General features: G+C 71.5%; 23 protein-coding genes. 20 read left to right on the forward strand and 3 right to left on the reverse strand.

The features are described 5' to 3' along the window. The first annotated feature begins 22 nt into the window (after positions 1–22). The 4 genes from AB0K00_RS39600 (at position 23) to AB0K00_RS39615 (ending at position 3,669) form a co-directional block, all read left to right on the forward strand. On the forward strand, positions 23–661 hold the full coding sequence (locus AB0K00_RS39600; protein WP_363531930.1) for a phenylalanine--tRNA ligase beta subunit-related protein: 639 nt from the start codon (positions 23–25) through the stop codon (positions 659–661). Next, complete coding sequence (locus AB0K00_RS39605) at positions 658–1,512, forward strand: DMT family transporter (RefSeq protein WP_363531933.1); 855 nt, start codon at positions 658–660, stop codon at positions 1,510–1,512. Before AB0K00_RS39600 ends, AB0K00_RS39605 begins: the two co-directional genes overlap by 4 nt. 120 nt (positions 1,513–1,632) lie before the next feature. Further along, on the forward strand, positions 1,633–2,355 hold the full coding sequence (locus AB0K00_RS39610; RefSeq protein WP_363531936.1) for a lysophospholipid acyltransferase family protein: 723 nt from the start codon (positions 1,633–1,635) through the stop codon (positions 2,353–2,355). A gap of 69 nt (positions 2,356–2,424) precedes the next feature. Then, entirely contained in the window at positions 2,425–3,669 is a 1,245-nt protein-coding gene (locus AB0K00_RS39615) for an ATP-binding protein (RefSeq protein WP_363531939.1), read from the forward strand. A gap of 12 nt (positions 3,670–3,681) precedes the next feature. Here AB0K00_RS39615 and AB0K00_RS39620 read toward each other — a convergent pair whose 3' ends face one another. Next, positions 3,682–4,533 (reverse strand): hypothetical protein, encoded by an 852-nt coding sequence (locus tag AB0K00_RS39620; RefSeq protein ID WP_363531942.1) that lies wholly within the window; start codon positions 4,531–4,533, stop codon positions 3,682–3,684. Positions 4,534–4,619: 86 nt separating this feature from the next. Between AB0K00_RS39620 and AB0K00_RS39625 the strand changes: the two genes are divergently transcribed. The 10 genes from AB0K00_RS39625 to AB0K00_RS39670 all read left to right on the forward strand — a co-directional run bounded on the left by AB0K00_RS39625 (position 4,620) and on the right by AB0K00_RS39670 (position 17,896). Continuing rightward, on the forward strand, positions 4,620–5,348 hold the full coding sequence (locus AB0K00_RS39625; RefSeq protein ID WP_363531945.1) for a beta-phosphoglucomutase family hydrolase: 729 nt from the start codon (positions 4,620–4,622) through the stop codon (positions 5,346–5,348). After that, a complete protein-coding gene (locus AB0K00_RS39630) occupies positions 5,348–7,693 on the forward strand; it encodes a glycosyl hydrolase family 65 protein (protein ID WP_363531947.1) in 2,346 nt (781 codons plus the stop codon). The genes AB0K00_RS39625 and AB0K00_RS39630 overlap by 1 nt, the downstream gene beginning before the upstream one ends. A 27-nt stretch (positions 7,694–7,720) precedes the next feature. Next, a complete protein-coding gene (locus tag AB0K00_RS39635; protein ID WP_363531950.1) occupies positions 7,721–9,673 on the forward strand; it encodes a TIGR03960 family B12-binding radical SAM protein in 1,953 nt (650 codons plus the stop codon). After that, a complete protein-coding gene (locus AB0K00_RS39640) occupies positions 9,666–10,469 on the forward strand; it encodes a TIGR03936 family radical SAM-associated protein (protein ID WP_363531953.1) in 804 nt (267 codons plus the stop codon). Before AB0K00_RS39635 ends, AB0K00_RS39640 begins: the two co-directional genes overlap by 8 nt. A 129-nt stretch (positions 10,470–10,598) precedes the next feature. Further along, positions 10,599–13,487 (forward strand): Rne/Rng family ribonuclease, encoded by a 2,889-nt coding sequence (locus AB0K00_RS39645; protein ID WP_363531956.1) that lies wholly within the window; start codon positions 10,599–10,601, stop codon positions 13,485–13,487. A gap of 131 nt (positions 13,488–13,618) precedes the next feature. Next, positions 13,619–13,933, forward strand: coding sequence for a 50S ribosomal protein L21 (rplU, locus tag AB0K00_RS39650; RefSeq protein ID WP_203853353.1), 315 nt, complete (start codon positions 13,619–13,621; stop codon positions 13,931–13,933). A 10-nt stretch (positions 13,934–13,943) separates the two neighbouring features. Continuing rightward, on the forward strand, positions 13,944–14,201 hold the full coding sequence (gene rpmA / locus AB0K00_RS39655; protein ID WP_363531959.1) for a 50S ribosomal protein L27: 258 nt from the start codon (positions 13,944–13,946) through the stop codon (positions 14,199–14,201). Between the two features lie 82 nt (positions 14,202–14,283). After that, complete coding sequence (obgE, locus tag AB0K00_RS39660; protein WP_363531962.1) at positions 14,284–15,738, forward strand: GTPase ObgE; 1,455 nt, start codon at positions 14,284–14,286, stop codon at positions 15,736–15,738. Between the two features lie 69 nt (positions 15,739–15,807). Beyond that, entirely contained in the window at positions 15,808–16,731 is a 924-nt protein-coding gene (locus AB0K00_RS39665) for a GNAT family N-acetyltransferase (RefSeq protein ID WP_363531965.1), read from the forward strand. A 16-nt stretch (positions 16,732–16,747) separates the two neighbouring features. Further along, complete coding sequence (locus tag AB0K00_RS39670; RefSeq protein ID WP_363531968.1) at positions 16,748–17,896, forward strand: hypothetical protein; 1,149 nt, start codon at positions 16,748–16,750, stop codon at positions 17,894–17,896. Here AB0K00_RS39670 and trpS read toward each other — a convergent pair. Next, complete coding sequence (trpS, locus tag AB0K00_RS39675) at positions 17,829–18,860, reverse strand: tryptophan--tRNA ligase (RefSeq protein ID WP_363531971.1); 1,032 nt, start codon at positions 18,858–18,860, stop codon at positions 17,829–17,831. The genes AB0K00_RS39670 and trpS overlap by 68 nt on opposite strands. Before the next feature lie 288 nt (positions 18,861–19,148). On the opposite strand from trpS, the gene AB0K00_RS39680 reads away from it, so the two are divergent. Together AB0K00_RS39680 and AB0K00_RS39685 are read left to right on the forward strand one after the other, a co-directional pair. After that, positions 19,149–19,337 carry a hypothetical protein gene (locus AB0K00_RS39680; protein ID WP_363531973.1) on the forward strand — a complete coding sequence of 63 codons (189 nt, stop codon included), beginning with the start codon at positions 19,149–19,151 and terminating at the stop codon, positions 19,335–19,337. Positions 19,338–19,339: 2 nt separating this feature from the next. Continuing rightward, on the forward strand, positions 19,340–19,849 hold the full coding sequence (locus AB0K00_RS39685; protein ID WP_363531976.1) for a hypothetical protein: 510 nt from the start codon (positions 19,340–19,342) through the stop codon (positions 19,847–19,849). 56 nt (positions 19,850–19,905) lie between these two features. Here the strand turns inward: AB0K00_RS39685 and AB0K00_RS39690 are convergent, their stop codons facing one another. Then, positions 19,906–20,124, reverse strand: a complete 219-nt coding sequence (locus tag AB0K00_RS39690) for a DUF397 domain-containing protein (protein ID WP_033365485.1) — start codon at positions 20,122–20,124, stop codon at positions 19,906–19,908. An 87-nt stretch (positions 20,125–20,211) separates the two neighbouring features. Between AB0K00_RS39690 and nadD the strand changes: the two genes are divergently transcribed. The 4 genes from nadD to AB0K00_RS39710 all read left to right on the forward strand — a co-directional run bounded on the left by nadD (position 20,212) and on the right by AB0K00_RS39710 (position 22,285). Then, a complete protein-coding gene (gene nadD / locus AB0K00_RS39695) occupies positions 20,212–20,805 on the forward strand; it encodes a nicotinate-nucleotide adenylyltransferase (RefSeq protein ID WP_363531978.1) in 594 nt (197 codons plus the stop codon). An 81-nt stretch (positions 20,806–20,886) separates the two neighbouring features. Continuing rightward, entirely contained in the window at positions 20,887–21,270 is a 384-nt protein-coding gene (gene rsfS, locus AB0K00_RS39700; protein WP_363531981.1) for a ribosome silencing factor, read from the forward strand. Next, positions 21,267–21,866 carry a histidine phosphatase family protein gene (locus tag AB0K00_RS39705; protein ID WP_363531983.1) on the forward strand — a complete coding sequence of 200 codons (600 nt, stop codon included), beginning with the start codon at positions 21,267–21,269 and terminating at the stop codon, positions 21,864–21,866. Before rsfS ends, AB0K00_RS39705 begins: the two co-directional genes overlap by 4 nt. A gap of 41 nt (positions 21,867–21,907) precedes the next feature. After that, positions 21,908–22,285, forward strand: coding sequence for a hypothetical protein (locus AB0K00_RS39710; protein ID WP_363531986.1), 378 nt, complete (start codon positions 21,908–21,910; stop codon positions 22,283–22,285). The last annotated feature ends 3 nt before the right edge of the window (positions 22,286–22,288 follow it).

The following is a 22,288-nucleotide window of genomic DNA, read 5'->3' on the forward strand; positions in this document are numbered from 1 at the left end:
ATATTGTGATACGACATGGGACATGTTCGCCATTGCCGATGAGGTGCTCGACCTGTGCCGGTCCGTGGGCCATGAGGCTACCGTTCTGGCGGTCCTCGCCGACGGGCTGCGCAACGGTCCCAGCGACGGTGCCGTCCTGCACCAGGCGATCAAGGACGCCGGCGACGACCTGGGCGCCCCGCTGGAGGCGTGGCGGGACGTGTACCGCGCCTTCGGCGCCAAACCGCAGCGCACCCCGTGCTCCGCCGAGGCGCTGCGCAAGCGGGCCGCCCGCGGCGACGTGCCCGTGGTCGACCGGCTCGTCGACGCGTACAACGCCGTGAGCATCCGCTTCGCCGTGCCGATCGGCGGCGAGGACCGCGCGGCGCTTGCCGGGACCGAGCGCCTGATCCGCGCCACCGGCGACGAGCCGTTCGACACGGTGAAGGAGGGCGCCCCGGTCGTGGAGACCCCGGAGCCCGGCGAGGTGATCTGGCGCGACGACCTCGGCGTGACCTGCCGCCGGTGGAACTGGCGCCAGGGCCGCCGCACCGCGATCACCGCGGCGACCACGTCCGCGGTGTTCCTGCTCGAGGGCCTGGACACCGACCTGACCCCGGCGGCCACGATGCTCGCCGAGCTCATCGACGCGGACGCCGTGACCGTGCGGCGGCTCGCATGATCGGACTGGTGCTCGCCGCGCTGTCCGGGCTGGTGTGGGGCGTCGGCGACTTCGCCGGCGGCAAGGCCAGCCAGCGCGTCGACGCGGTCACCGTCGTCGTGCTGTCGAAGGCCGCCAGCATCCCGCTGCTCCTGATCTATCTCGTGCTCATGCCCGCCGCCGTGCACCCCGGCGTCATCGGCTGGGGCGCCGCCGCCGGTGCGTTCGGCGTCGTCGGCATGATGGTGTTCTACAAGGCGATGGCCGGCGGCGCCATGACGATCGTCGCGCCCGTCAGCGCCGTCACCACCGCGCTGCTGCCCCTCGGCGCCGGCCTGCTGCAGGGCGAACGCCCGGGCGGGCTCGCCCTGACCGGCGCCGCCTGCGCGATCGCGGCCATCGGGCTGGTCAGCCTCGCCCCCGGCGGCGACGGCGTCAAGGTCACCGGCCGGCTCATCGCGCTCGCCCTCACCGCCGGCGTCGCGTTCGGCCTGTTCTTCATCTGCCTGTCAGGTGCCGGCGACGCGGCCGACGCCGCCGGAGGGGACGCCGGCATGTGGCCGATCCTCGGCGCGCAGCTCGCCGCCGTCGTCCTCGGCGGTCCGCTGCTGCTGCGCCGCCGGGGCGCGCCACGACCGTCCGGCGCGCCGCTGCGCTGGCTGCTCACCGCCGGCATGCTCGACATGAGCGCCAACGCCCTCTACATCCTGGCGGTCCAGCGCGGCGACCTGAGCATCATCGCGCCGGTCGCCTCGCTGTACCCGGTGACCACCGTCCTGCTGGCGATGCTCGTCGACCGCGAGCGGCTGCGCCCGGTGCAGCTCGCGGGGCTCGGCCTCGCGGCGACCGCCCTGGTGCTCGTCGCGTCGTGACCGGGCCCGTGGCGGTAGGACACGGGTGGTGTTGCCCACGCTGTGACATCTCCGGCTGACCAGGACGACCCATGCCGTCTACAGTGGGCGGCATCGTCTGTTGAGCCTGGTGGAGGGCATTTGTCCGCGCTTTATGCGGTCGGCAAGTTCGCGATCTCACCAGCTACCCGACTGCTCTGGCGGCCCAAGGTCAGCGGACTGGACAACGTGCCGACCAGCGGCCCGGCGATCCTCGCCAGCAACCACCAGTCCGTCATCGACTCGGTGCTGATGGGCGCGCTCATGCCGCGCAACGTCTACTTCCTCGCCAAGGACGAATACTTCGTCGGCCCCGGCGTCAAGGGTGCGTTCATGCGCAACGTCATGTACGGGCTGAACCAGATCCCCGTCGACCGCTCCGGCGGCCGGGCCAGCCTGATGGCGCTCGACGCCGCGCTGCCGGTCCTGCGCGCCGGCCACGTCCTCGGCATCTTCCCCGAGGGCACCCGCTCACCCGACGGCCGGCTCTACCGCGGCCGTCCCGGTGTGGCGAAGCTCGCCCTCGACGCGCCCGCCCCGATCATCCCGATCGGCATCCTCAACACCGAGAAGGTCCAGCCGATCGGCGCCTCCGTGCCCCGGCTCGGCCCATCGGTCGAGGTCCGCATCGGCGAACCGCTCGACCTGAGCCAGTGGCAGGGCGGCGAGGTCGACAGCCGCGGCCTGCGGGAGCTGACCCTGAAGCTGATGAACGCGATCCAGCAGCTCACCGGGCAGCACTACGTCGCCCGGTACGCGCCGAAACGCCCCGACCAGATCGCCGCCACCAACGGCCACAACGGCACCGCACCTTCGGCAGATTGAAAGTCACACCGTCGGCAATTTGAAAGCCCACTGCCCGGCAGATTGAAAGTCCAGCGGTAGGCTGATCACATGCGCAGAGCCGCAGAACTGCTGCCCCGGCACGCCGCCGACCTGGTTTCGGCGGCGCTGGACGACACCCGGGTCGTGGTCATCAACGGCGCCCGCCAGGTTGGGAAGAGCACCCTGGCCGAGGCTGTGCTCCGGCAGCATCCAGGCGGCGTGGCGAGGTTCCTCGACAACCCCGGCACCCGCACCGCCGCCGCCGAGGATCCGGTCCGCTTCGTCCAGCATGACGGCCTGATGCTGATCGACGAGGTGCAACGCGTCCCGGACCTGTGGCTCGCGATCAAACACGTCGTCGACCGGGATCCCCGCCCCGGGCGTCTCCTGCTGACGGGGTCGGCGCGGCTCCTGGCACTGCAGAACCTGCCGGACACGCTGCCGGGGCGGTCGGAGACCATCGAGCTGTGGCCGCTGTCGCAGGGCGAGATCGACGGCACCCCGGACGGCTTCGTCGACGCGGCCTTCCGGCAGGGCGCCGACCTGCGTGCCGAGGCGGCCGGGTTCAGCCGGCGGGAATGCCTGAGCAGGGCGACCCGCGGCGGGTTCCCCGAGGCGGTCCGCCGGGAGTCGCCGCGACGACGGGAGCGGTTCTTCGACGGATATCTCGACGACGTCATCACCCGCGACGTGCGGCAGGTCGCTGACATCGAGAAGGCCGCCGACATGCGGCGCCTGGTGTCGCTCCTGGCCGCGCAGACATCCGGGCTGCTCAACGTCAACCGCCTGGCGAGCGAACTGGCGCTGTCCGCCCCGACCGTCCGGCGATACATCGAGATCCTGGAGACCATCTATCTGGTCCGCACCGTCCCGGCCTGGTCGACCAACGCGACGACGCGGACGGTCGGCACGCCGAAGGTGATGTTCGTGGACCCCGGGCTGGCCGGCTTCCTCGCCACCGGCGCGGTCGGTGGCATGCCGGAGGGCGGGCTCATCGAGAACTTCGTCCTCAGCGAGCTCGCCCGGCAGCTCACCTGGGCCGAGAGTTCGATCCGGCTGTATCACTACCGCGACCGCGACCAGCACGAGGTCGACGCGGTCCTGGAGGACAACGCCGGCAACGTCGTCGGCGTCGAGGTCAAGGCCGCCGAGACGGTCCGCACCGACGACTTCCGCGGGCTGCGCCTGCTGCAGCGCCGGCTCGGCGACCGGTTCCGGGCCGGGTTCGTGCTGTACTGCGGCACCGAGTCACTCAGCTTCGGCGACGGGCTCACCTGCCAGCCCGTCTCCGCGCTGTGGACCGTGGGCGGCTGAACCCCCGCGGGTTCAGCCGCGGCGGACGATGGAGCCGCGGATGTTGTGGGTCAGGGTGCCGGCCTGCTCCAGGGACTTGCCGGGGAAGACGGCGATGGCGATGACGCCGTGGTCGGCCCAGCCGCAGACGGTCGCCGACCGGCCGTCGAAGCGGGCCGCGGCGCAGCGCTGCTCGCCGCCGAACGGACCCGGGTCGATGTCGCGCACGTCACCGACCTGCAGCGGGGCGGGGAGCTTGCGGATGCTCGCCTCCAGGTCCCGGGTCGGGTCGGTGATGAAGCGGGTGGCGCCGGCGACGAGGACCCGCAGCGACCTGTTCGACGCGTCGGTGTAGGTCACCGTGAAGCCGGACTCGTCGAGGTGGTCGGAGGTCAGCGCCTTCTGCAGGTCGGTGGCCGCCTTCTTGGCGCCGGTGTCGTTGGAACGGGTGAGCCCCGGCACCGTCGCATCCACCTGGATCGACACCGGGTACTGCACCCAGTAGGGCCGGGCCCACGCGTAGGAGCCGCCGCAGCAGCCGGCGCACAGCGCGAGCAGCAGCAGCATCACCCACGGCCAGCGCCGCTTGCGCCGCCGGTACTGCGGTGGCGGCGGCCCGTACCCGGGCGGCGGCCGGTACCCCGGCGGCGGGCGGTATCCGGGCGGCGGCGGCCCGTACTGCGGGACCGGCACGTATCGGATCTGCGGCGGCGGGGGCGCGGCCGGCTCCGGGGGCAGCGGCACAGTCCGGGGCGCCGCGGGCAGGTCGAGGGTGTCCTCCCACTGCCTGCGCCGGCGTGACCCACCCGGCGGCACCGACGCCGAACCCACCCACGTGGGTGTGGCGGGCTGGCGTTCGGTGGGCGACTCGTCCGGGAGTGTCACACCCTGAAGGCTAGCCACCCCATGCACGAAGCGCTGTTCAGCGGCAGCAGGTTTGGCGGACACCTGGCGCGGATACCGTTGCGGGTGTGCTGGGCCTACCGGAACACGTGACCGCCTGCCTGTTCGACCTCGACGGGGTGCTCACCCCGACCGCGGTCATCCACAACAAAGCATGGACCAGGACGTTCGACGACTTCCTCAGGGGCCGCGACGGGCAGCGCCCGTTCGACCCGGTCGAGGACTACAACGACTACGTGGACGGCAAGCCCCGCGAGGCCGGGGTCCGCGACTTCCTCGCCTCCCGCGGCATCACGCTGCCCGAGGGCACGCCCGACGACCCGCCGGACGCGCCGACCGTCAACGGCCTGGGCAACCGCAAGAACGAGCTGCTGCTCACCCTCATCGAGGAGGGCCTCGAGCCGTATCCGGGCTCGGTGCGCTACCTGGAGGAGGCGACCCGGGTGGGCCTGCGCCGGGCCGTGGTCAGCTCCAGCGCCAACACCCTGCAGGTGGTCACGTCGACCGGGCTCGACAAGTACCTTGAGGTCAGGGTCGACGGCAGCACCATCAAGGAGCGCGGGCTGCGCGGCAAGCCCGCCCCGGACACGTTCCTGGCGGCGGCGCAGGAGCTCGGCGTCACACCGGAGCAGGCGGCGGTGTTCGAGGACGCGATCTCGGGGGTCGCGGCGGGGAAGGCCGGCGGGTTCGGCTTCGTCGTCGGGGTCGACCGGATCGGCAACGGGCACGCCGAGGATCTGCGTGCCGCCGGCGCCGACGTGGTCGTGACCGATCTCGACGCTCTGTTGGAGGGCTGATGGCGAAGTTCCCGGTCGAGCCGTGGGTGATCCGCGAGACCAGGCTCGACCTCGACGACCTGGGGCAGACGGAGTCGCTGTTCGCCCTGTCCAACGGGCACATGGGGCTGCGCGGCAACCTCGACGAGGGCGAGCCGTTCGAGCTGCCGGGCACCTACCTCAACTCGTTCTACGAGGAGCGCCCGCTGCCCTACGCGGAGGCCGGCTACGGCTTCCCCGAGGAGGGCCAGTCGATCCTGAACGTCACCAACGGCAAGGTGTTCCGCCTGCTGGTCGACGACGAGCCGTTCGACGTGCGCTACGGCAACCTGGTCAGCCACGAGCGGGTCCTGGACCTGCGGGCCGGCACGCTGCAGCGGGACGTGGAGTGGATCTCGCCGGCCGAGCAGCGGATCAAGCTGCGCACCACCCGCCTCGTCTCGCTGGAGCAGCGCTCGATCGCGGCGTTCGTGTACGAGGTCGAGCCCGTCGACGGCCCGGCGCGGGTCATCGTGCAGTCGGAGCTGGTCGCCAACGAGGACGTCCCGCAGCCGAGCAAGGACCCGCGGGTCGCCGCGGCGCTCGGTCACGCCCTCGTCCCGGAGGAACACTCGGCCCACGGGCTCAACGCTCAGCTGCTGCACCGCACGAAGGCCAGCTGGCTGCGGCTCGGCGCGGAGATGGACCACGAGGTCGACGCGCCCGTCCCGGTGCGCTCGCACAGCGAGGCGACGGAGGACTGGGCGCGGACCACGTTCGCCTGTGAGCTGCAGCCGGGCCAGCGGCTGCGGATCGTCAAGTACCTCGCCTACGGCTGGTCGAGCCAGCGCTCCCGCCAGGCGATCCGCGACCAGGTGCACGGCGCGATCGCCGGCGCCCGGCTCGGCGGCTGGGACGGGCTCCTGGCGGCGCAGCGGCGCTTCCTCGACGGGTTCTGGGCGCAGGCGGACGTCGAGGTCGACGGCGACGCGGAGATCCAGCAGGCGGTGCGTTTCGCGCTGTTCCACCTGATGCAGGCGGGCGCGCGGGCCGAGGCCCGGCCGATCGCGGCGAAGGGCCTGACCGGCCGGGGCTACGACGGGCACGTGTTCTGGGACACCGAGAGCTTCGTGCTGCCGGTGCTGACCTACACGCATCCGCAGGCGGCCCGCGACGGGCTGCGGTGGCGGCACGACACGCTGCAACTGGCCCGGGACCGCGCGACACAGCTGAACCTGGCCGGGGCGGCGTTCCCGTGGCGGACGATCCGCGGCCAGGAGTGCTCCGCCTACTGGCCGGCCGGCACCGCCGGGTTCCACGTCAACGCCGACATCGCATCCGCCGTCGAACGGTACGTGCGGGCCACCGGCGACACGGCCTTCGAGCTCGAGTTCGGCCTGGAGCTGCTGATCGAGACGGCCCGGCTGTGGCGCTCCCTCGGCCACCACGACCGGCACGGCGTCTTCCACATCGACGGCGTCACCGGCCCCGACGAGTACAGCGCGATCGCCGACGACAACATCTACACCAACCTCATGGCCCAGCAGAACATGCTCGCCGCGGCCAGCGCGTCGGAACGTCACCCGGACGCGGCGCACGAGTTCGGCGTCGACGACGAGGAGATCGCGTCGTGGCGGGACGCGGCCGCCCGGCTCCACCTGCCCTACAACACGGAGCTGCGGGTCCACGAGCAGTCCGCCGGTTTCACCCGGCACCAGGACTGGGATTTCGCCCACACCCCCGAGGAACGCTATCCGCTGCTGCTGCACTACCCGTACTTCGACCTGTACCGCAAGCAGGTCGTCAAGCAGGCCGACCTGGTCCTCGCCATGCACTGGCGGGGTGACGCGTTCACCGCGGAGGAGAAGGCCCGCAACTTCGCCTACTACGACGAGCGCACGGTCCGTGACTCCTCGCTGTCGGCGTGCACGCAGGCGGTCATGGCGGCCGAGGTCGGGCACACCGAGCTGGCGTACGACTACCTCGGCGAGGCGGCCTTCGTCGACCTGTACAACCTCCAGCACAACGCCGGTGACGGGCTGCACATGGCCTCCCTCGCCGGGACCTGGCTGGCGCTGGTCGCCGGCTTCGGCGGCATGCGTGACCACAGCGGGGAGCTGTCGTTCATGCCGCGGCTGCCGGACCGCCTCGACCGGCTGTCGTTCGCGATCACCTGCCACGGCAGCATCCTGCGGGTCGTCGTCGACCACCGGGAGGCGACCTACACCGTCGACTCGGGAAAGATGACGCTGCGCCACCACGGCGAGCAGTTCTCCATCGGCCCGGACAAGCCTGTGACGAAACGCATCCCGCCGCCGCGACCGGCCACACCGGCGCCGCGGCAGCCCGTGGGACGCGAGCCGCGGCGGCGCCACCGGGAGTCGTGACGCGGCAGGCGCGTACCCTGGTAGCTCGTGAGCGTCACAAGCGTCTTCCCGCAACTCGAGCGTCTGCTGCCCCGGATCAGCAAGCCGATCCAATACGTGGGCGGTGAGCTCGGTGCGGTCATCAAGGACTGGGATTCCGTCGCCGTGCGGTGGGCCCTGTCCTATCCCGACGCCTATGAGGTCGGCCTGCCCAACCAGGGCGTCCAGATCCTCTACGAGGTGCTCAACGAGCAGCCCGACGTGCTCGCCGAGCGCACCTACGCGGTCTGGCCCGACCTGGAGGCGCTGATGCGCGCCGAGGGCGTGCCGCAGTTCACCGTGGAGGCGCACCGCCCGGTCACCGCGTTCGACCTGTTCGGCATCTCCTTCGCCACCGAGCTCGGCTACACCAACATGCTCACGATGCTCGACCTGGCCGGCATCCCGCTGGACTCCCGCGACCGGGACGACCGGCACCCGATCGTCGTCGCCGGCGGTCACGCCGCGTTCAACCCGGAGCCGATCGCCGACTTCATCGACGCCGCCGTTCTCGGCGACGGCGAGGAGGCGGTCCTGGAGATCACCGCCATCGTGCGGGAGTGGAAGGCCGAAGGCTCGCCCGGCGGCCGCGACGAGCTGCTGCTGCGCCTGGCGAAGACCGAGTCGGTCTACGTGCCGCGCTTCTACGACGTCGACTACCTGCCCGACGGGCGCATCCAGCGGGTCGTGCCGAACCGTGCGGACGTGCCGTTCCGGGTGCACAAGCGCACCACGATGGATCTGGACGCGTGGCCGTACCCGAAGCGGCCGCTGGTGCCCCTCGCCGAGACGGTGCACGAGCGCTACGCCGTGGAGATCTTCCGCGGCTGCACGAGAGGCTGCCGCTTCTGTCAGGCTGGGATGATCACCCGCCCGGTGCGGGAGCGTTCGATCACGACCGTCGGGCAGATGGTCAAGGAGGGCCTGGAGTTCTCCGGTTTCCACGAGGTCGGCCTGCTCTCGCTGTCCTCGGCGGACCACTCCGAGATCGGCGACATGTGTTCCGGCCTCGCCCAGCAGTACGAGGGGACCAACGTCTCCCTGTCGCTGCCCTCGACCCGGGTCGACGCGTTCAACGTGACGCTCGCCCAGGAGCTGTCCCGCAACGGCCGGCGCACCGGGCTGACCTTCGCGCCGGAGGGTGGCTCGGAGCGGATCCGCAAGGTGATCAACAAGATGGTCACCGAGGAGGACCTGATCCGCACCGTCGTCACGGCGTACACCAACGGCTGGCGCGCGGTGAAGCTGTACTTCATGTGCGGCCTGCCGACCGAGACCGACGACGACGTGCTGCAGATCGCCAAGCTGGCGCACGAGGTCATCCGGGCCGGCCGCGAGGCCACCGGCTCGCGCGACATCCGCTGCACGGTGTCGATCGGCGGGTTCGTCCCGAAGCCGCACACGCCGTTCCAGTGGGCGAAGATGGAGACCCCGGAGGTCATCGACCACCGCCTCCGGGCACTGAAGAACGCGATCAACAGCGACCGCAACCTCGGCAAGGCGATCGGCTACCGGTATCACGACGGCCAGCCTTCGCTGATCGAGGGCCTGCTCAGCCGGGGTGACCGGCGGGTCGGTGCGGTCATCCGGCGGGTCTGGGAGTCCGGCGGCCGCTTCGACGGCTGGTCCGAGCACTTCTCCTTCCAGCGCTGGGTCGACGCCGCCACGGCGGTGCTGCCGGACTTCGGCGTGGACCTGGACTGGTTCACCACCCGCGAGCGCGACCAGAACGAGGTCCTGCCGTGGGACCACCTGGACTCCGGCCTGGACAAGGACTGGCTCTGGCAGGACTGGCAGGACTCGGTCACCGGGTTCGAGCAGGACGACTGCCGGTGGACGCCGTGCTTCGACTGCGGCGTGTGCCCGAGCCAGGACACCGAGATCCAGATCGGCCCCACGGGCAAGAAGCTGCTCCCGCTGACCCCGGTCGGCACAGGACTGCGGGTGCCGGGCAATGGCTAAACGACAGCCCGAGGGTGGGCAGGACCCCGTCGTGCAGCGCATCCGGCTGCGGTACGCGAAGCGGGGCCCGATGCGCTTCACCTCGCACCGTGACTTCGCTCGCGCGTTCGAGCGGGCGCTGCTGCGCGCCAATGTGCCGATCGCCTACTCGCAGGGCTTCACCCCGCACCCGAAGGTCTCCTACGCCTCGGCGGCGCCGACCGGGGTGGCGAGCGAGGCCGAGTACCTGGAGATCGGCCTGCGGGCCGTGGTGGAGCCCTCGGATCTGCGCGCCGCCCTCGACGCGGCGCTGTCACCCGGCCTCGACGTGATCGAGGCCGTCCAGTCGCCGCTCAACGGCGGCGGCAGCCTCGCCGATCGCATCGACGCGTCGGCCTGGCACATCGAGCTGCCCGGCATCCCGCCGGCCGAGGCCGAGGCGGCCGTCCGGGCCTTCCTGGACGCCTCCGAGGTCCTGGTGGAGCGGCTCACCAAACAGGGCAAGCGGGTCTTCGACACCCGCGCCGCCGTCGTCCGGCTTGCCCTGATTCCCGTCCCTTCGACCCCCGGTGACGTACCTTCCGAGGTCACCGACGCACCGTGTGCGATACTCGACCTTGTCGTGCGGCAGGGAACCCCGACCGTGCGACCCGATGATGTGCTGTCCGGTCTGCGTGTAGTAGCCGACCTGGAGCCTCCGGTCCCGCCTCGTGCGACCCGACTGGCTCAGGGAGTGCTGACCGCGCAGGGAGAGTTCGTCGATCCGCTCGCTGCGGATCGGCCGGCGGTCGTCGTCGGGGCTTCGTCACTGGTGTAGTCGGCGAGGTTGGCAGACTTTCGGCGGATCGTCCGTGCGAGCGGATACCTCCGCCGGCACAACATATAGGTGCCCCCGTGTGGCTGCGTTTGTACGCGCCCGGGAGCGCCAGAACTGGAGAACGTCCGCATGTTCGACAACGAGTCGGCAAGCGGCGAGGCAACCGGCGATGAGCCGGTGGCAGACGCCGCAACCACCGAAGAGACCACTCCCGTCCGCCGCACGCGGCGCCGGGCCACCAAGGCGACCGCCTCGCCCGTAGACCCGCAAGCCGGGGCCACGGACGACGCGCCGCCGGCGGAGGCCGCGGCTCCTGCCACGGACGCACCCGATCCGGACGCCGAGCCGGCGCCCGTCCGCCGGACCCGCCGCAGGGCGGTAAAAGCGACAGCTAGCGACGAAACGGGCGAATTGGGCGAGTCCGGGCAGCAGGCGTTGCCGCTGGACACCGAGGAGCCCGCGGTCGCGCCGGTCAAGGCCACCCGCACCCGCCGCCGGGCCGTCAAGGCCGCGCCGGTGGAGGAGCCCGAGCCGCTGCCGGTCGCGGCCGCCGAGCCCGACCCCGACGCCGTCCTCGACGAGGAGGCCGTGCCCGTCGAGGAGGTCGTCGAGGAGGTCGTCGCGCCGGTCGAGGAGCCCCCGGCCCGCCGGGGCCGCCGGCCCGCGCCGATCCAGGTGCTGTTCATGCCGCCGAGCGAGGAGGCCGAGCCGGTCCGCCCGGCCGCCGCGTCCGGTGCCGCGTCCGGCATCGACCCGTTCGCCGCGCCGGTGCCCGCCGTCCACGTCTCCGACTACGACGACCGTGCCGACGAGCACGGCGACGACCTCGCCGAGGAGCCGGTCGGCCGCACCCGCCGCCGCCGGGGCCGCCGCACCGTCGAGGAGGCACCCGTCGCCGTCGAGGAGCTGGTGGAGACCGACGAGGTCGACGCCGAGGCCGAGGACGACGAGGACGACGACGAGTTCGAGCCCGGCACCCGCCGCCGGCGGCGGCGCGGCCGCCGTGGCCGCGGCCGTGGCCGTGGCACGCTCGGCGAGGACATCGACGACGTCGACGGCGAGGGCGAGCCCGACGCCGAGGCTGAGGAGGCCGCCGCCGACGAGGACGCCGAGGCGGCCGAGGACGGCGACGAGGACGGCGAGGGCCTGACCCGCCGCCGGCGCCGCCGCCGGCGCAAGGGCGCCGCGGACACCGAGCCCGCCGACGACCCGCACGTGGTCGTGAAGATCCGTGAGCCGCGCCCGGCCGCCCGTGAGCGCGACCGCGACGAGGTGCAGGGCATCTCCGGCTCGACCCGGCTGGAGGCCAAGCGCCAGCGCCGCCGGGACGGCCGCGAGCAGCGCCGCACCCGCCCGCCGATCCTGTCGGAGTCGGAGTTCCTGGCCCGCCGCGAGGCGGTCGACCGCACGATGGTGATCCGCCAGAAGAACGACCGCACCCAGATCGCGGTCCTGGAGGACAAGGTGCTCGTCGAGCACTACGTCACCCGGGCCTCGTCCAGCTCGATGGTGGGCAACGTCTACCTCGGCCGGGTGCAGAACGTGCTGCCCAGCATGGAGGCGGCGTTCGTCGACATCGGCCGGGGCCGCAACGCGGTGCTCTACGCCGGCGAGGTCAACTGGGACGCGACCGGCCTGGAGGGCCGCACCCGCTCCATCGAGCAGGCCCTCAAGTCGGGCGACTCGGTGCTGGTGCAGGTCACCAAGGACCCGATCGGCACCAAGGGCGCCCGTCTCACCAGCCACATCGCGCTGTCCGGCCGGCACCTGGTCTACGTGCCGCACGGCAACGCCTCCGGCATCAGCCGCAAGCTGTCCGACATCGAACGCAAGCGCCTCCGCGACGTGCTGAAGAACCTGGTGCCCGACGGCGCCGGGGTCATCGTGCGCACCGCCGCCGAGGGCGCCAGCGAGGACGACCTGGCCCGCGACGTGAAGCGGCTGCAGGCGCAGTGGGAGGCGATCCAGGAGAAGTCCAGCAGCAGCAGCGCGCCGGCCCTGCTCTACGAGGAGCCCGAGCTGGTCGTGCGGGTCGTCCGGGACCTGTTCAACGAGGACTTCCACGAGCTGGTCATCCAGGGCAACGACGCCTACGAGTCGGTGGAGCCCTACCTCTCGCACGTGTCGCCGGACCTGGTCGACCGGGTGCGCCGCTACACCGGCATCAACGACGTCTTCGCCGACCTGCGCATCGACGAGCAGCTGATCAAGGCCCTCGACCGGCGGGTCTTCCTGCCCTCCGGCGGCAGCCTCGTCATCGACCGCACCGAGGCGATGACCGTCATCGACGTCAACACCGGCAAGTACACCGGCGCCGGCGGCAACCTCGAGGAGACGGTCACCCGCAACAACCTCGAGGCGGCCGAGGAGATCGTCCACCAGCTGCGCCTGCGTGACCTCGGCGGCATCATCGTCATCGACTTCATCGACATGGTTCTGGAGTCCAACCGCGACCTGGTGCTGCGCCGGCTGACCGAATGCCTGGGCCGGGACCGGACCAAGCACCAGGTCACCGAGATCACCTCGCTGGGCCTGGTCCAGATGACCCGCAAGCGGGTCGGGCAGGGCCTCCTCGAGGCCTTCAGCGAGACCTGCGAGGTGTGCAAGGGCCGCGGCCTGATCATCCACACCGAGCCGATCCCGGAGAAGCGCGGCGGCAACGCCAGCAGCAACGGCAGCAGCAACGGCACCGGGCACAGCGCGGCGCCGAAGGTGGCCTCGGCCACCGTCACCAGCGGCGTGGACGAGTCCGACGCCCCGCCGGCCCGCAGCAGCCGCCGGCGCGGTCGCCGTGGTGGCGCGGCGGTCGCGGAGGAGGAGGTCGCCTCCGCGGACCTCGACGCCGACACGGTCGACGTGCCGCACACGGTGGAGGACGTGGAGGAGGAGTCGGAGTTCACGCCGATCGCCTCCGAGGACGACCCCGACAATGTCGACGAGGACGAGGACGAGTCGGCCGGCAACGGTGCCCGCCGCAGGACCCGCCGGGGTGGTCTGCGCAGGCGGACCCGCCCCTGATTTGGGGGGTGCGCCACCGATGGCGTACCCTCTTAAAGGCGCACCTTCGTGCGTCGGGTCTTTGCGTGCTCTTCACGGAGTTTTCACGCAGATGACCAACCGCCAGTAGCTACGACAGGAGTCCGCGTCCGATGTACGCGATCGTCAAGACCGGCGGCAAGCAGTACAAGGTCGCCGAGGGCGATGTGATCGAGGTCGAGAAGCTCGCGGGCCAGCCTGGCGATTCACTGTCGCTGGTCGCGCTGTTGCTTGTCGACGGCGAAGATCTCATCACCGACGCGGCGAAGCTTGCCAGTGCCGCGGTGACCGCTGAGGTCGTCGCGCACACCAAGGGTCCGAAGATCCGGATCCACAAGTTCAAGAACAAGACCGGCTACCACAAGCGCCAGGGTCACCGCCAGCCGCTGACTCAGGTGAAGGTCACCGGAATCTCCACCGGGAAGTAGGGGCAGCGCGATGGCACATAAAAAAGGTGCGTCCAGCTCGCGGAACGGGCGCGACTCCGCTGCCCAGCGGCTCGGCGTGAAGCGTTTCGGCGGTCAGCTGGTCAACTCCGGCGAGATCATCATCCGGCAGCGCGGCACCAAGTTCCACCCGGGTGACCTGGTGGGTCGCGGTGGCGACGACACGCTGTTCGCGCTCGCCGCGGGTCACGTGACCTTCGGCACCAAGCGTGGCCGCAAGACGGTCAGCATCACCCCAGCCGCAGGCTGAAGTTTCTTTTCCGGACGGCGGGCCGGGGGCATATCTGCTCCCTGCCCGCCGTTCGTGTGTAGGTGAGTGAGGGGAAAGCGTCGTGACCACGTTCGTTGACCGGGCCGTGCTGCATGTGAGGGCCGGCGACGGTGGCCACGGTTGCGTGTCCATCCACCGCGAGAAGTTCAAGCCGTTCGGCGGGCCCGACGGCGGCGACGGCGGCCACGGCGGCAGCGTCAAGCTCGTCGTCGACCCGGGCGTCCACACGCTGCTGGACTTCCACTTCCACCCGCACCAGAAGGGTGGCAACGGCGGCGGCGGCGCGGGCAACGACCGCGACGGCGCCAACGGTCACACGCTGGTCCTGCGGGTCCCGGACGGCACCGTGGTGCACAGCATGGACGGTGAGGTCATCGCCGACCTCATCGGCGAGGGCACGGAGTTCGAACTGGCCCGCGGCGGCCGGGGCGGCCGCGGCAACGCGGCCCTCGCGAACACCCGCCGCAAGGCGCCCGGCTTCGCGGAGCTCGGTGAGCCCGGCGAAGAGCTCGACGTCGTCCTGGAGCTCAAGAGCGTCGCCGACATCGGCCTGGTCGGCTTCCCGTCGGCCGGCAAGTCCTCGCTGATCGCGGTGATGTCCGCGGCCCGGCCGAAGATCGCCGACTACCCGTTCACCACCCTGGTGCCCAACCTCGGCGTCGTGCAGGCGGGCGACAACACCTTCACCGTCGCCGACGTGCCGGGCCTCATCCCGGGCGCGGCCACCGGCAAGGGCCTCGGCATGCAGTTCCTGCGGCACATCGAGCGCACCTCGGTGCTGGTGCACGTGGTCGACACCGCCGCGCTGGAGACCGAGCGCGACCCGGTGTCCGACATCGACGCGATCGAGGCCGAGCTGGCCGCCTACGGCGGGCTCGAGGACCGGCCGCGCATCGTCGCGCTCAACAAGATCGACGTCCCCGACGGTCGCGACCTCGCCGACATCATGCGCGCCGAGCTCGAGGAGCGCGGCTACGCCGTCTATGCGGTGAGCGCGGTCACCCACGAAGGGCTGCGCGAGCTCATCTTCGCGATGTCCGAGCTGGTCCTGCAGCAGCGCAAGCTGGCGCCGCCGCTGGAGCGCACCCGCATCGTCATCCGCCCGGTCGCCGTCGACGACAGCGGCTTCACGATCAAGCAGGACGACGAGGGTGTCTTCGTGGTCAGCGGCGGCGCGCCCGAGCGGTGGGTGCGGCAGACCAACTTCGACAACGACGAGGCCGTCGGCTATCTTGCCGACCGGCTCGCCCGGCTCGGTGTCGAGGACGCGCTCAAGAAGGCCGGCGCGGTCTCCGGATCGCCGGTTCGAATTGGCGCCCGTGAATTCGATTGGCAGCCCAACACGTATACCGCGGACGACTACGTGCCGGGCAACCGCGGCACCGACCACCGCATCGAGGAGCCCAACAAGCGTCCGCGGGCTGTGGAGCGCAAGGCCATGCGCGGTGCCCGCCGCCAGCCCTTCGAGTCGCTGGAACTTTCATCCGCGGGCGAGGACGACCTCGACGACTTTTAACCCGGCGCGCAACGAAATTCGCTGGTCAGGTGAAACATCTGGGAAATCCAGGTTGCGTACCGTCGTCCCATGTTGATCGAGCAACGTCCATCGGACGACTCGGAAGTGATCGCGCTTGTGGTCGATCAGCAGGTCGAGCTGCGAGCGCGCGACGGCGGCCGTGAGGGCCACGTCTACGCGGTCGACCCGGCGGCGAGGTATCTCGTCGCGGTCATGGGCGGTGACGCCGTCGCCTGCGGTGCGCTGCTGGCCGCCGACATGGACGTCGCCGAGATCACCCGGCTCTACGTGCGCCCGGCCTATCGCGGCCGGGGTCTGGCCCGGCGGATGCTCGCCGCGCTGGAGGACTTCGCCGCCTCGCGGGGCCACCGCGTGCTGCGGCTGGAGACCGACGTGACCTCATCCGACGCCATCGCCCTGTTCCTCGCCGCGGGCTACCGGCCGATCCCGCGGTTCGGGCCGTATGTGCGGTATGAGGGCAGCCGCTGCTTCGAGAAGCGCTTCGACGACGCCGACCGCGAGGTGCGGGTGACCCGCAGCGCGGCCGGGGATCCGGCGGTCGCGGAGCTGCTCGCCGCCGCCGCCGACGAGATGGCCAACCGTTACGGCGGACCCGACGCGCGCCGCTTCCCGATCAACCCGGCGGCCCGGTTCGTGATCGCCACCGTGGACGGGGTCGGCGCCGGCTGCGGCGCGATCCAGCCGATCGACGATCAGACCGTGGAGCTCAAGCGCATGTATGTGCGGCCCGCGCACCGCGGGACCGGCATCGCCAGGCGGGTCCTCGCCGCACTGGAGGACCTCGCGGTCGGCTCGCACTATCCGCTGATCAGGCTCGAGACGGGTTCCCGACAGCCGGAAGCGATCCGTTTGTACGAATCAGCCGGTTACCGACCGATACCACCCTATGGGCCGTACGTACACAGTCCGCTCAGCCTGTGCTACGAAAAACTGGTTATTGCCACCGAGGCCATCGCGTCCGAGCTCGCGTGAGGCTAATGTTCGGTCGGTGGGCATCCTCGAGCGGCTGACCCGACCGGCGCGCTCTCCTCGGGAGCGCTTCGCAGACCAGGTGCTGGCGGAGTTGCACAGGCTCGGTGTCAGGGACGCCGAGTTCCGCGCGACCCAGTTCGCGATCGTCTGTGAATGCGGCCAGGACGCGTATAGCTGGCTCTTCCTGGCAAAGGCGTTCAGCCAGTATCAGCGCCGGACCGGCGACCGTAAACAGTTCGTGCGTGACTTCGTCGCCAACAGCCTGGCGCCGCCGGCCCAGCCGGAGACGTTCGACGAGGCGCTGCCCAAGCTGCGCCTCGCGCTGCGGCACGCCGCCCGCGGCACCCGCACCCTGCGCCGCCCCGCGTTGCCGCACCTCGACGAGGTCGTGCTGGTCGAGGACATCCCGGTCGACCTGGACAGCCCGGCCCGCTGGGGCGTCAGCGTCGAGGAGATCTTCACGGCCGCGCACGACCACACCCTCGCCCGCGCCGAGCTGCCGGCCAGCGCCGCGCTCTTCGGGCCGTCGGTGCTGCACGTGCCCGACTACTCCGGCGAGCACCTGGTCTCCTGGGTGCTCCTGGAGGGCTGGCTGGCCGAGCTCGACGAGCAGGTCGGCGGCCGGGCCGTCGCGTTCCTGCCCAGCACCCTGATGCTGCTCGTCTGCGCCGACGAGCCACGCCTGGTGGAGCAGCTGTTCGAGCTCGCCGCCGACGAGTACGCGCGCACGCCCAGGCCACTGTCGCCGATGGCGTACACCACCGACGACGACGGGCACGTGGTGCCGTTCGACCCGGCGCCGGGTCACCCCGCGTTCCACGCGGCGGCCAAGGCCCGCCGCCGGCTCGCCACCGACGTGGCCGAGCACCAGCGGCGGACCCTCGCCGACCCGCGGCTCGCCGACTGCACCCTGACCGCACGGCCCGACGGCTCCACGTTCACCACCGCCGTCTGGGCGGTCGGCTCGCCGACGCTGCTGCCCGCCGTCGACTTCGTCGGGGTGTCGCTGCCGGGTGAGCGGGTCTTCTACGTGCCGTGGGCCCTGATGGTCGAGGCGGACCTGCTGATCGAGGAGATCGACTTCCGGCCGGCCCGCTTCAGCGCGGTCGACCGGCCGTCACCGGCGTCGCTGGGCTACCTGCGGGAGCGCGCCGTCCACCTGTGAGGCCGAGCGCGATCCTGGCCCGGCGCACGGTCTGGTCCGCGTGCCGGGCGGCCCGCTCGGCCCCCTCGGCCAGGACCGTCTCGATGTCGTCGTCGGTCAGCGCCTGGTAGCGGCGCCGGATCGGCTCGAGCGTGGCGATCACGGCGTCCGCGACCGCCTTCTTCAGTTCGCCGTATCCGGTGCCGTGGAACTCGCCGGCGACGGCCCGCGGGTCCCGGTCGCTCAGCGCACCCAGGATGTCGAGCAGGTTCGCCACCCCGGGCTGCCGCTGCGGGTCGTACACCACCTCCGTGCCGGCGTCGGTCACCGCCCGCATCACCTTGCGCCGCAGCACGTCGGGCGGGTCGAGCAGGAACAGCACGCCCGCGGTCGAGGTGTTGGTCTTGCCCATCTTCCGGGCCGGCTCGGCGAGGTCCGCGATCCGCGCGGCGACGGCCGGGTGGACGGCGCGCGGCACGGTGAACGTCGGGCCGTAGCGCTCATTGAACCGTTCGGCGAGGTCGCGGGTCAGCTCGACGTGCTGGCGCTGGTCGTGGCCGACCGGTACCTCCTCGATGTCGTGCAGCAGGATGTCGGCGGCCATCAGGACCGGGTAGGTCAGCAGGGACAGCCGGGAGCCGCCACCGCCGCCCTTCTCCTTGAACTGGATCATGCGGTGCGCCTCGCCGTAGCTCGCCACGCATTCGAGCAGGTAGTGCAGCTCCAGATGGGCGGCGACGTCGGACTGCCGGTAGAGCACGGCCTGTCCGGGGTCGACCCCGGCGGCCAGCAGGAGCCCGGCCACCTCGCGGGACCGTGCCTGGACGAGGGCCGGGTCGTGCGGCACGGTCAGGGCGTGCAGGTCGGCGATGAACACGACGGTGGGCTGCTCGTGCTGGCCGCGGACGACGGGTCTGATGGCGCCGACGTAGTTGCCGAGCTGCAGCGGGCCGGTGGGCTTGAAGCCGGAGATGCGACGGGACATTTCGGAACTCCTCCGAGTTTTTGCCCGCCCGGGCACGCAAAAAAGGCCGCCCGGAACGGGCGGCCTGATGGGGATGTCTCTGCGTGCGTGCAGGAAAGCGGCCGCCCCTAGCGGGCGCGCCAGCTCATCAGTCGGTGCAGCACGAGATTCACCTTAGCAGGGTTCTACGGGGGTCGTAATGTCCGAAAATGTCAGTCGGTCAGTGGCCCCCTCTCTGGCCCCTCCCAAACGGCGGATTCAGGTGTTGGCTGGACCGCGAGCGCAGGTCCGATCGGGGGAGGGCACGACATGGACGAGATGGTGGGAGCAGGCGTCGACGTGGAGGGGGACCGGCACTGGCTACGGCTGAGCTGCCCGGGCTGCCGGGGCTGGCTGGGGGTGCCGGGCGAGGTGCCGCCCGGACCGGCGGCGCAGCTGGTCGCGCGGCGGATCGACGCATTCGTGCAGCGGCACGTGACGTGCGAGCGGGGGCGGTGACGATGCTGCGGCAGTTTCGCCTGACCGTCGCCGGTCCGCTGGACGACGAGCGGGCCGACCTGCTGTTCGACCGGGCCGACGACCTGAGCGTGGAGGTGGTGCCCGCGGACGGCCTGACCTGGGTGGCGTTCGACCGGGTCGCGCCCACGCTGGTCGACGCGGTCGTGTCCGGGGTCCGCGACCTGGACGCGGCGGGCGTCGGCATCGACCGGGCGGTCGACGACGACCCCCTCATCACCCTCGAAGTGATCGCGGCACGGATCGGCCGGCCGGTCGAGGTCGTGCGCGCCTGGACGGGCGGCGGGTTCCCCGCACCGGTCCGGGACCACCCGCGGCGGCCGGTCTACCACTGGCCGGACGTGTCGGCGTGGCTCGAACGCCACCGGGCAGCCGCGCCGCCCGGTGGTGACGCAGCGGTGACGCTGGAGGCGGTCACGCTCGCGCTGCGGCTGCGCGCGCTGGCACCCCGGCTCGAGCGGATGCCGCCGATCCGGTCGCTGCTGTATCCGTGACGCTGATGCCGGTCGGGCGTGGCCGTCCGCGGTTTCGCGGCCGGTCACGCCCCGGTTCAGACGTCGAACTCGCCGTCCTTGGCGCCGGCGACGAAGGCGTCCCACTCGTCCTGGGTGAAGACGAGCACCGGGCTGTGCGGATCAGCGCCGTTGCGCAGCCCGATCAGGTCGTCGACGAACGCCACCTCGACCCTGCTGCCGTGGCTCTCGCCAGGTGCCGAGCGCCAGACGGCGCGGGAGCTGTCAAAGGCACCCTTGGGGTGCGACAACGTCATGAACCCTGACGCTACACGTAGGGCCTCATGGCCCGGCAACGGAGGCACTCGTCCGGGCGACGTCGGCCTGATCATTACGATGCCTAGATGCGTGTGGGCATCATGGGTGGGACGTTCGACCCGATCCACCACGGTCACCTGGTCGCCGCGAGCGAGGTGGCCGACCGGTTCGCGCTCGACCAGGTGGTGTTCGTGCCCACCGGGGACCCCTGGCAGAAGACCGGGTCGGCGGTCAGCTCACCGGAGGACCGCTACCTGATGACGGTCATCGCGACCGCGTCCAACCCGCGCTTCACGGTCAGCCGCGTCGACGTCGACCGCGACGGCCCGACCTACACGGTCGATACGCTGCGTGACCTTCGCGACATGTACGGTGCGGAGGCGGAGCTCTTCTTCATCACCGGCGCCGACGCGCTCAACAAGATCCTGTCCTGGAAGGACGCGCAGGACCTCTTCGACCTCGCGCACTTCGTCGGCGTCACCCGGCCCGGGTTCGAGCTCGATGCCTCCCACCTGCCCGAAGACTCCGTTTCGCTGGTGCAGGTGCCGGCCATGGCGATCTCCTCGACCGACTGCCGGCGGCGGGTCGAGGACGGCAAACCGGTCTGGTACCTCGTCCCCGACGGAGTGGTGCAATACATCGCCAAGCGGGGTTTGTACCGAAAAGTCGACAACATCTGAGAGGCAGAGTGTCGTACGGGCGTGAGAGGCTTAGAAGTAGCCCGGCGCAGCAGGCCGGGGCAGACCGACGAAGGGAGCCCGGTGCCCGCGACTGAGCGTGCCATCGAGCTGGCGCTCACCGCTGCGCAGGCGGCCGCCGACAAGAAGGCTGAAGACATCGTCATCCTGGACGTCGCCGACCAGCTGGTCATCACCGACGCGTTCCTGGTCGCCTCGGCGCCCAACGAGCGACAGGTCCTCTCGATCGTCGACGCCATCGAGGAGCAGCTGTCGCAGCTGCCCGACAAGGCCAAGCCGGTGCGCCGCGAAGGCGAGCGGGGTGGACGCTGGGTCCTGCTGGACTACATCGACATCGTGGTCCACGTATTCCACACCGAGGAGCGCGAGTTCTACTCGCTCGACCGGCTCTGGAAGGACTGCCCGGTCATCGAGTTCGTCGACCGCGACCTGCCCGCCCCCGCGTGACGCGACTGATTCTCTGGCGGCACGGCCAGACCGCGTGGAATGCCGGCGGCCGGGTGCAGGGGCAGATCGACACCCCGCTGTCCGAGACCGGGCTGGCGCAGGCGGCCGCGGCCGCACCGCGGCTCGCGGCCCTCGAGCCCGCCGTGCTCGTCTCCAGCGACCTGCGTCGTGCCAGCGCCACCATGGCGGCCCTCGCGGCCCTCGTCGACGTCCCGGTCACCTATGACCCGCGGTTGCGCGAGCGCAGCTTCGGCGAATGGGAGGGCCTGACCCACGCCGAGATCGGCGGCACCTGGCCCGAGGCGTTCGAGCGCTGGCGGCGCGGCGAGCCCGTCGACGACGCCGACGTCGAGGACATCGACGCGCTGAGCAAGCGCATGACCGACGCCCTGCACGAGATCGTGTCCGCGGCGCCGCGCGGCGCGACGGTCGTCGTCGCGACCCACGGCGCCGCGGCCCGGCACGCCACGGCCGCGCTGCTCGGCTGGCCGCACGCGCTCGCCTCGACCCTGGGCGCGCTGCTCAACTGCCACTCCACCGACCTGCGCCACGACGAGACCCGCGGCTGGCAGCTGGCGGGGCACAACCTGCCATGACCGGGTGGAACCGGGCGGGTGGCGGTAGCGTCGAAAGGGTCATGGCACTTCGCTCCGTCCTGCTCGTGGCCGTCGTCGCGTCGGCGCTCGGCGGCTGTGCCGCGGCCTCCGACGAGACGCCGGCGGCGCCGCCTTCCTTTTCGGCGGTGCCTTCGCTGGCGCCGTCCCTCGCGCCGAGACCGTCGGCGCCCGCCGCGGCGCCGACCGGCATGACCATCTCCGGTGAGGTCGTCGAAGGGGTCGAGACCGGCTGCCTGCTGCTCAAGACGACCGGCCCGCTGTATCTGCTGATCGGCGGCGACCGGACCGCGTTGCAGGTCGGCAAGCGCGTGACCGTCGTCGGCACGCCGCAGCCCGACCTCATGAGCACCTGCCAGCAGGGGACCCCGTTCCAGGTGGTATCGGTCCGCGGCGGCTGATCG

The sequence above is a fragment of the Dactylosporangium sp. NPDC049525 genome (assembly GCF_040676755.1).
Taxonomy (GTDB): Bacteria; Actinomycetota; Actinomycetes; order Mycobacteriales; family Micromonosporaceae; genus Dactylosporangium.

Coding starts and splice junctions, on each gene's coding strand:
- AB0K00_RS39600 (WP_363531930.1), top strand. CDS start 23: ATGTTCGCCATTGCCGATGAGGTGCTCGACCTGTGCCGGTCCGTGGGC.
- AB0K00_RS39605 (WP_363531933.1), top strand. CDS start 658: ATGATCGGACTGGTGCTCGCCGCGCTGTCCGGGCTGGTGTGGGGCGTC.
- AB0K00_RS39615 (WP_363531939.1), top strand. CDS start 2,425: ATGCGCAGAGCCGCAGAACTGCTGCCCCGGCACGCCGCCGACCTGGTT.
- AB0K00_RS39630 (WP_363531947.1), top strand. CDS start 5,348: ATGGCGAAGTTCCCGGTCGAGCCGTGGGTGATCCGCGAGACCAGGCTC.
- AB0K00_RS39640 (WP_363531953.1), top strand. CDS start 9,666: ATGGCTAAACGACAGCCCGAGGGTGGGCAGGACCCCGTCGTGCAGCGC.
- AB0K00_RS39645 (WP_363531956.1), top strand. CDS start 10,599: ATGTTCGACAACGAGTCGGCAAGCGGCGAGGCAACCGGCGATGAGCCG.
- rplU (WP_203853353.1), top strand. CDS start 13,619: ATGTACGCGATCGTCAAGACCGGCGGCAAGCAGTACAAGGTCGCCGAG.
- rpmA (WP_363531959.1), top strand. CDS start 13,944: ATGGCACATAAAAAAGGTGCGTCCAGCTCGCGGAACGGGCGCGACTCC.
- AB0K00_RS39665 (WP_363531965.1), top strand. CDS start 15,808: ATGTTGATCGAGCAACGTCCATCGGACGACTCGGAAGTGATCGCGCTT.
- trpS (WP_363531971.1), bottom strand. CDS start 18,860: ATGTCCCGTCGCATCTCCGGCTTCAAGCCCACCGGCCCGCTGCAGCTC.
- AB0K00_RS39680 (WP_363531973.1), top strand. CDS start 19,149: ATGGACGAGATGGTGGGAGCAGGCGTCGACGTGGAGGGGGACCGGCAC.
- AB0K00_RS39685 (WP_363531976.1), top strand. CDS start 19,340: ATGCTGCGGCAGTTTCGCCTGACCGTCGCCGGTCCGCTGGACGACGAG.
- AB0K00_RS39690 (WP_033365485.1), bottom strand. CDS start 20,124: ATGACGTTGTCGCACCCCAAGGGTGCCTTTGACAGCTCCCGCGCCGTC.
- nadD (WP_363531978.1), top strand. CDS start 20,212: ATGCGTGTGGGCATCATGGGTGGGACGTTCGACCCGATCCACCACGGT.
- AB0K00_RS39710 (WP_363531986.1), top strand. CDS start 21,908: ATGGCACTTCGCTCCGTCCTGCTCGTGGCCGTCGTCGCGTCGGCGCTC.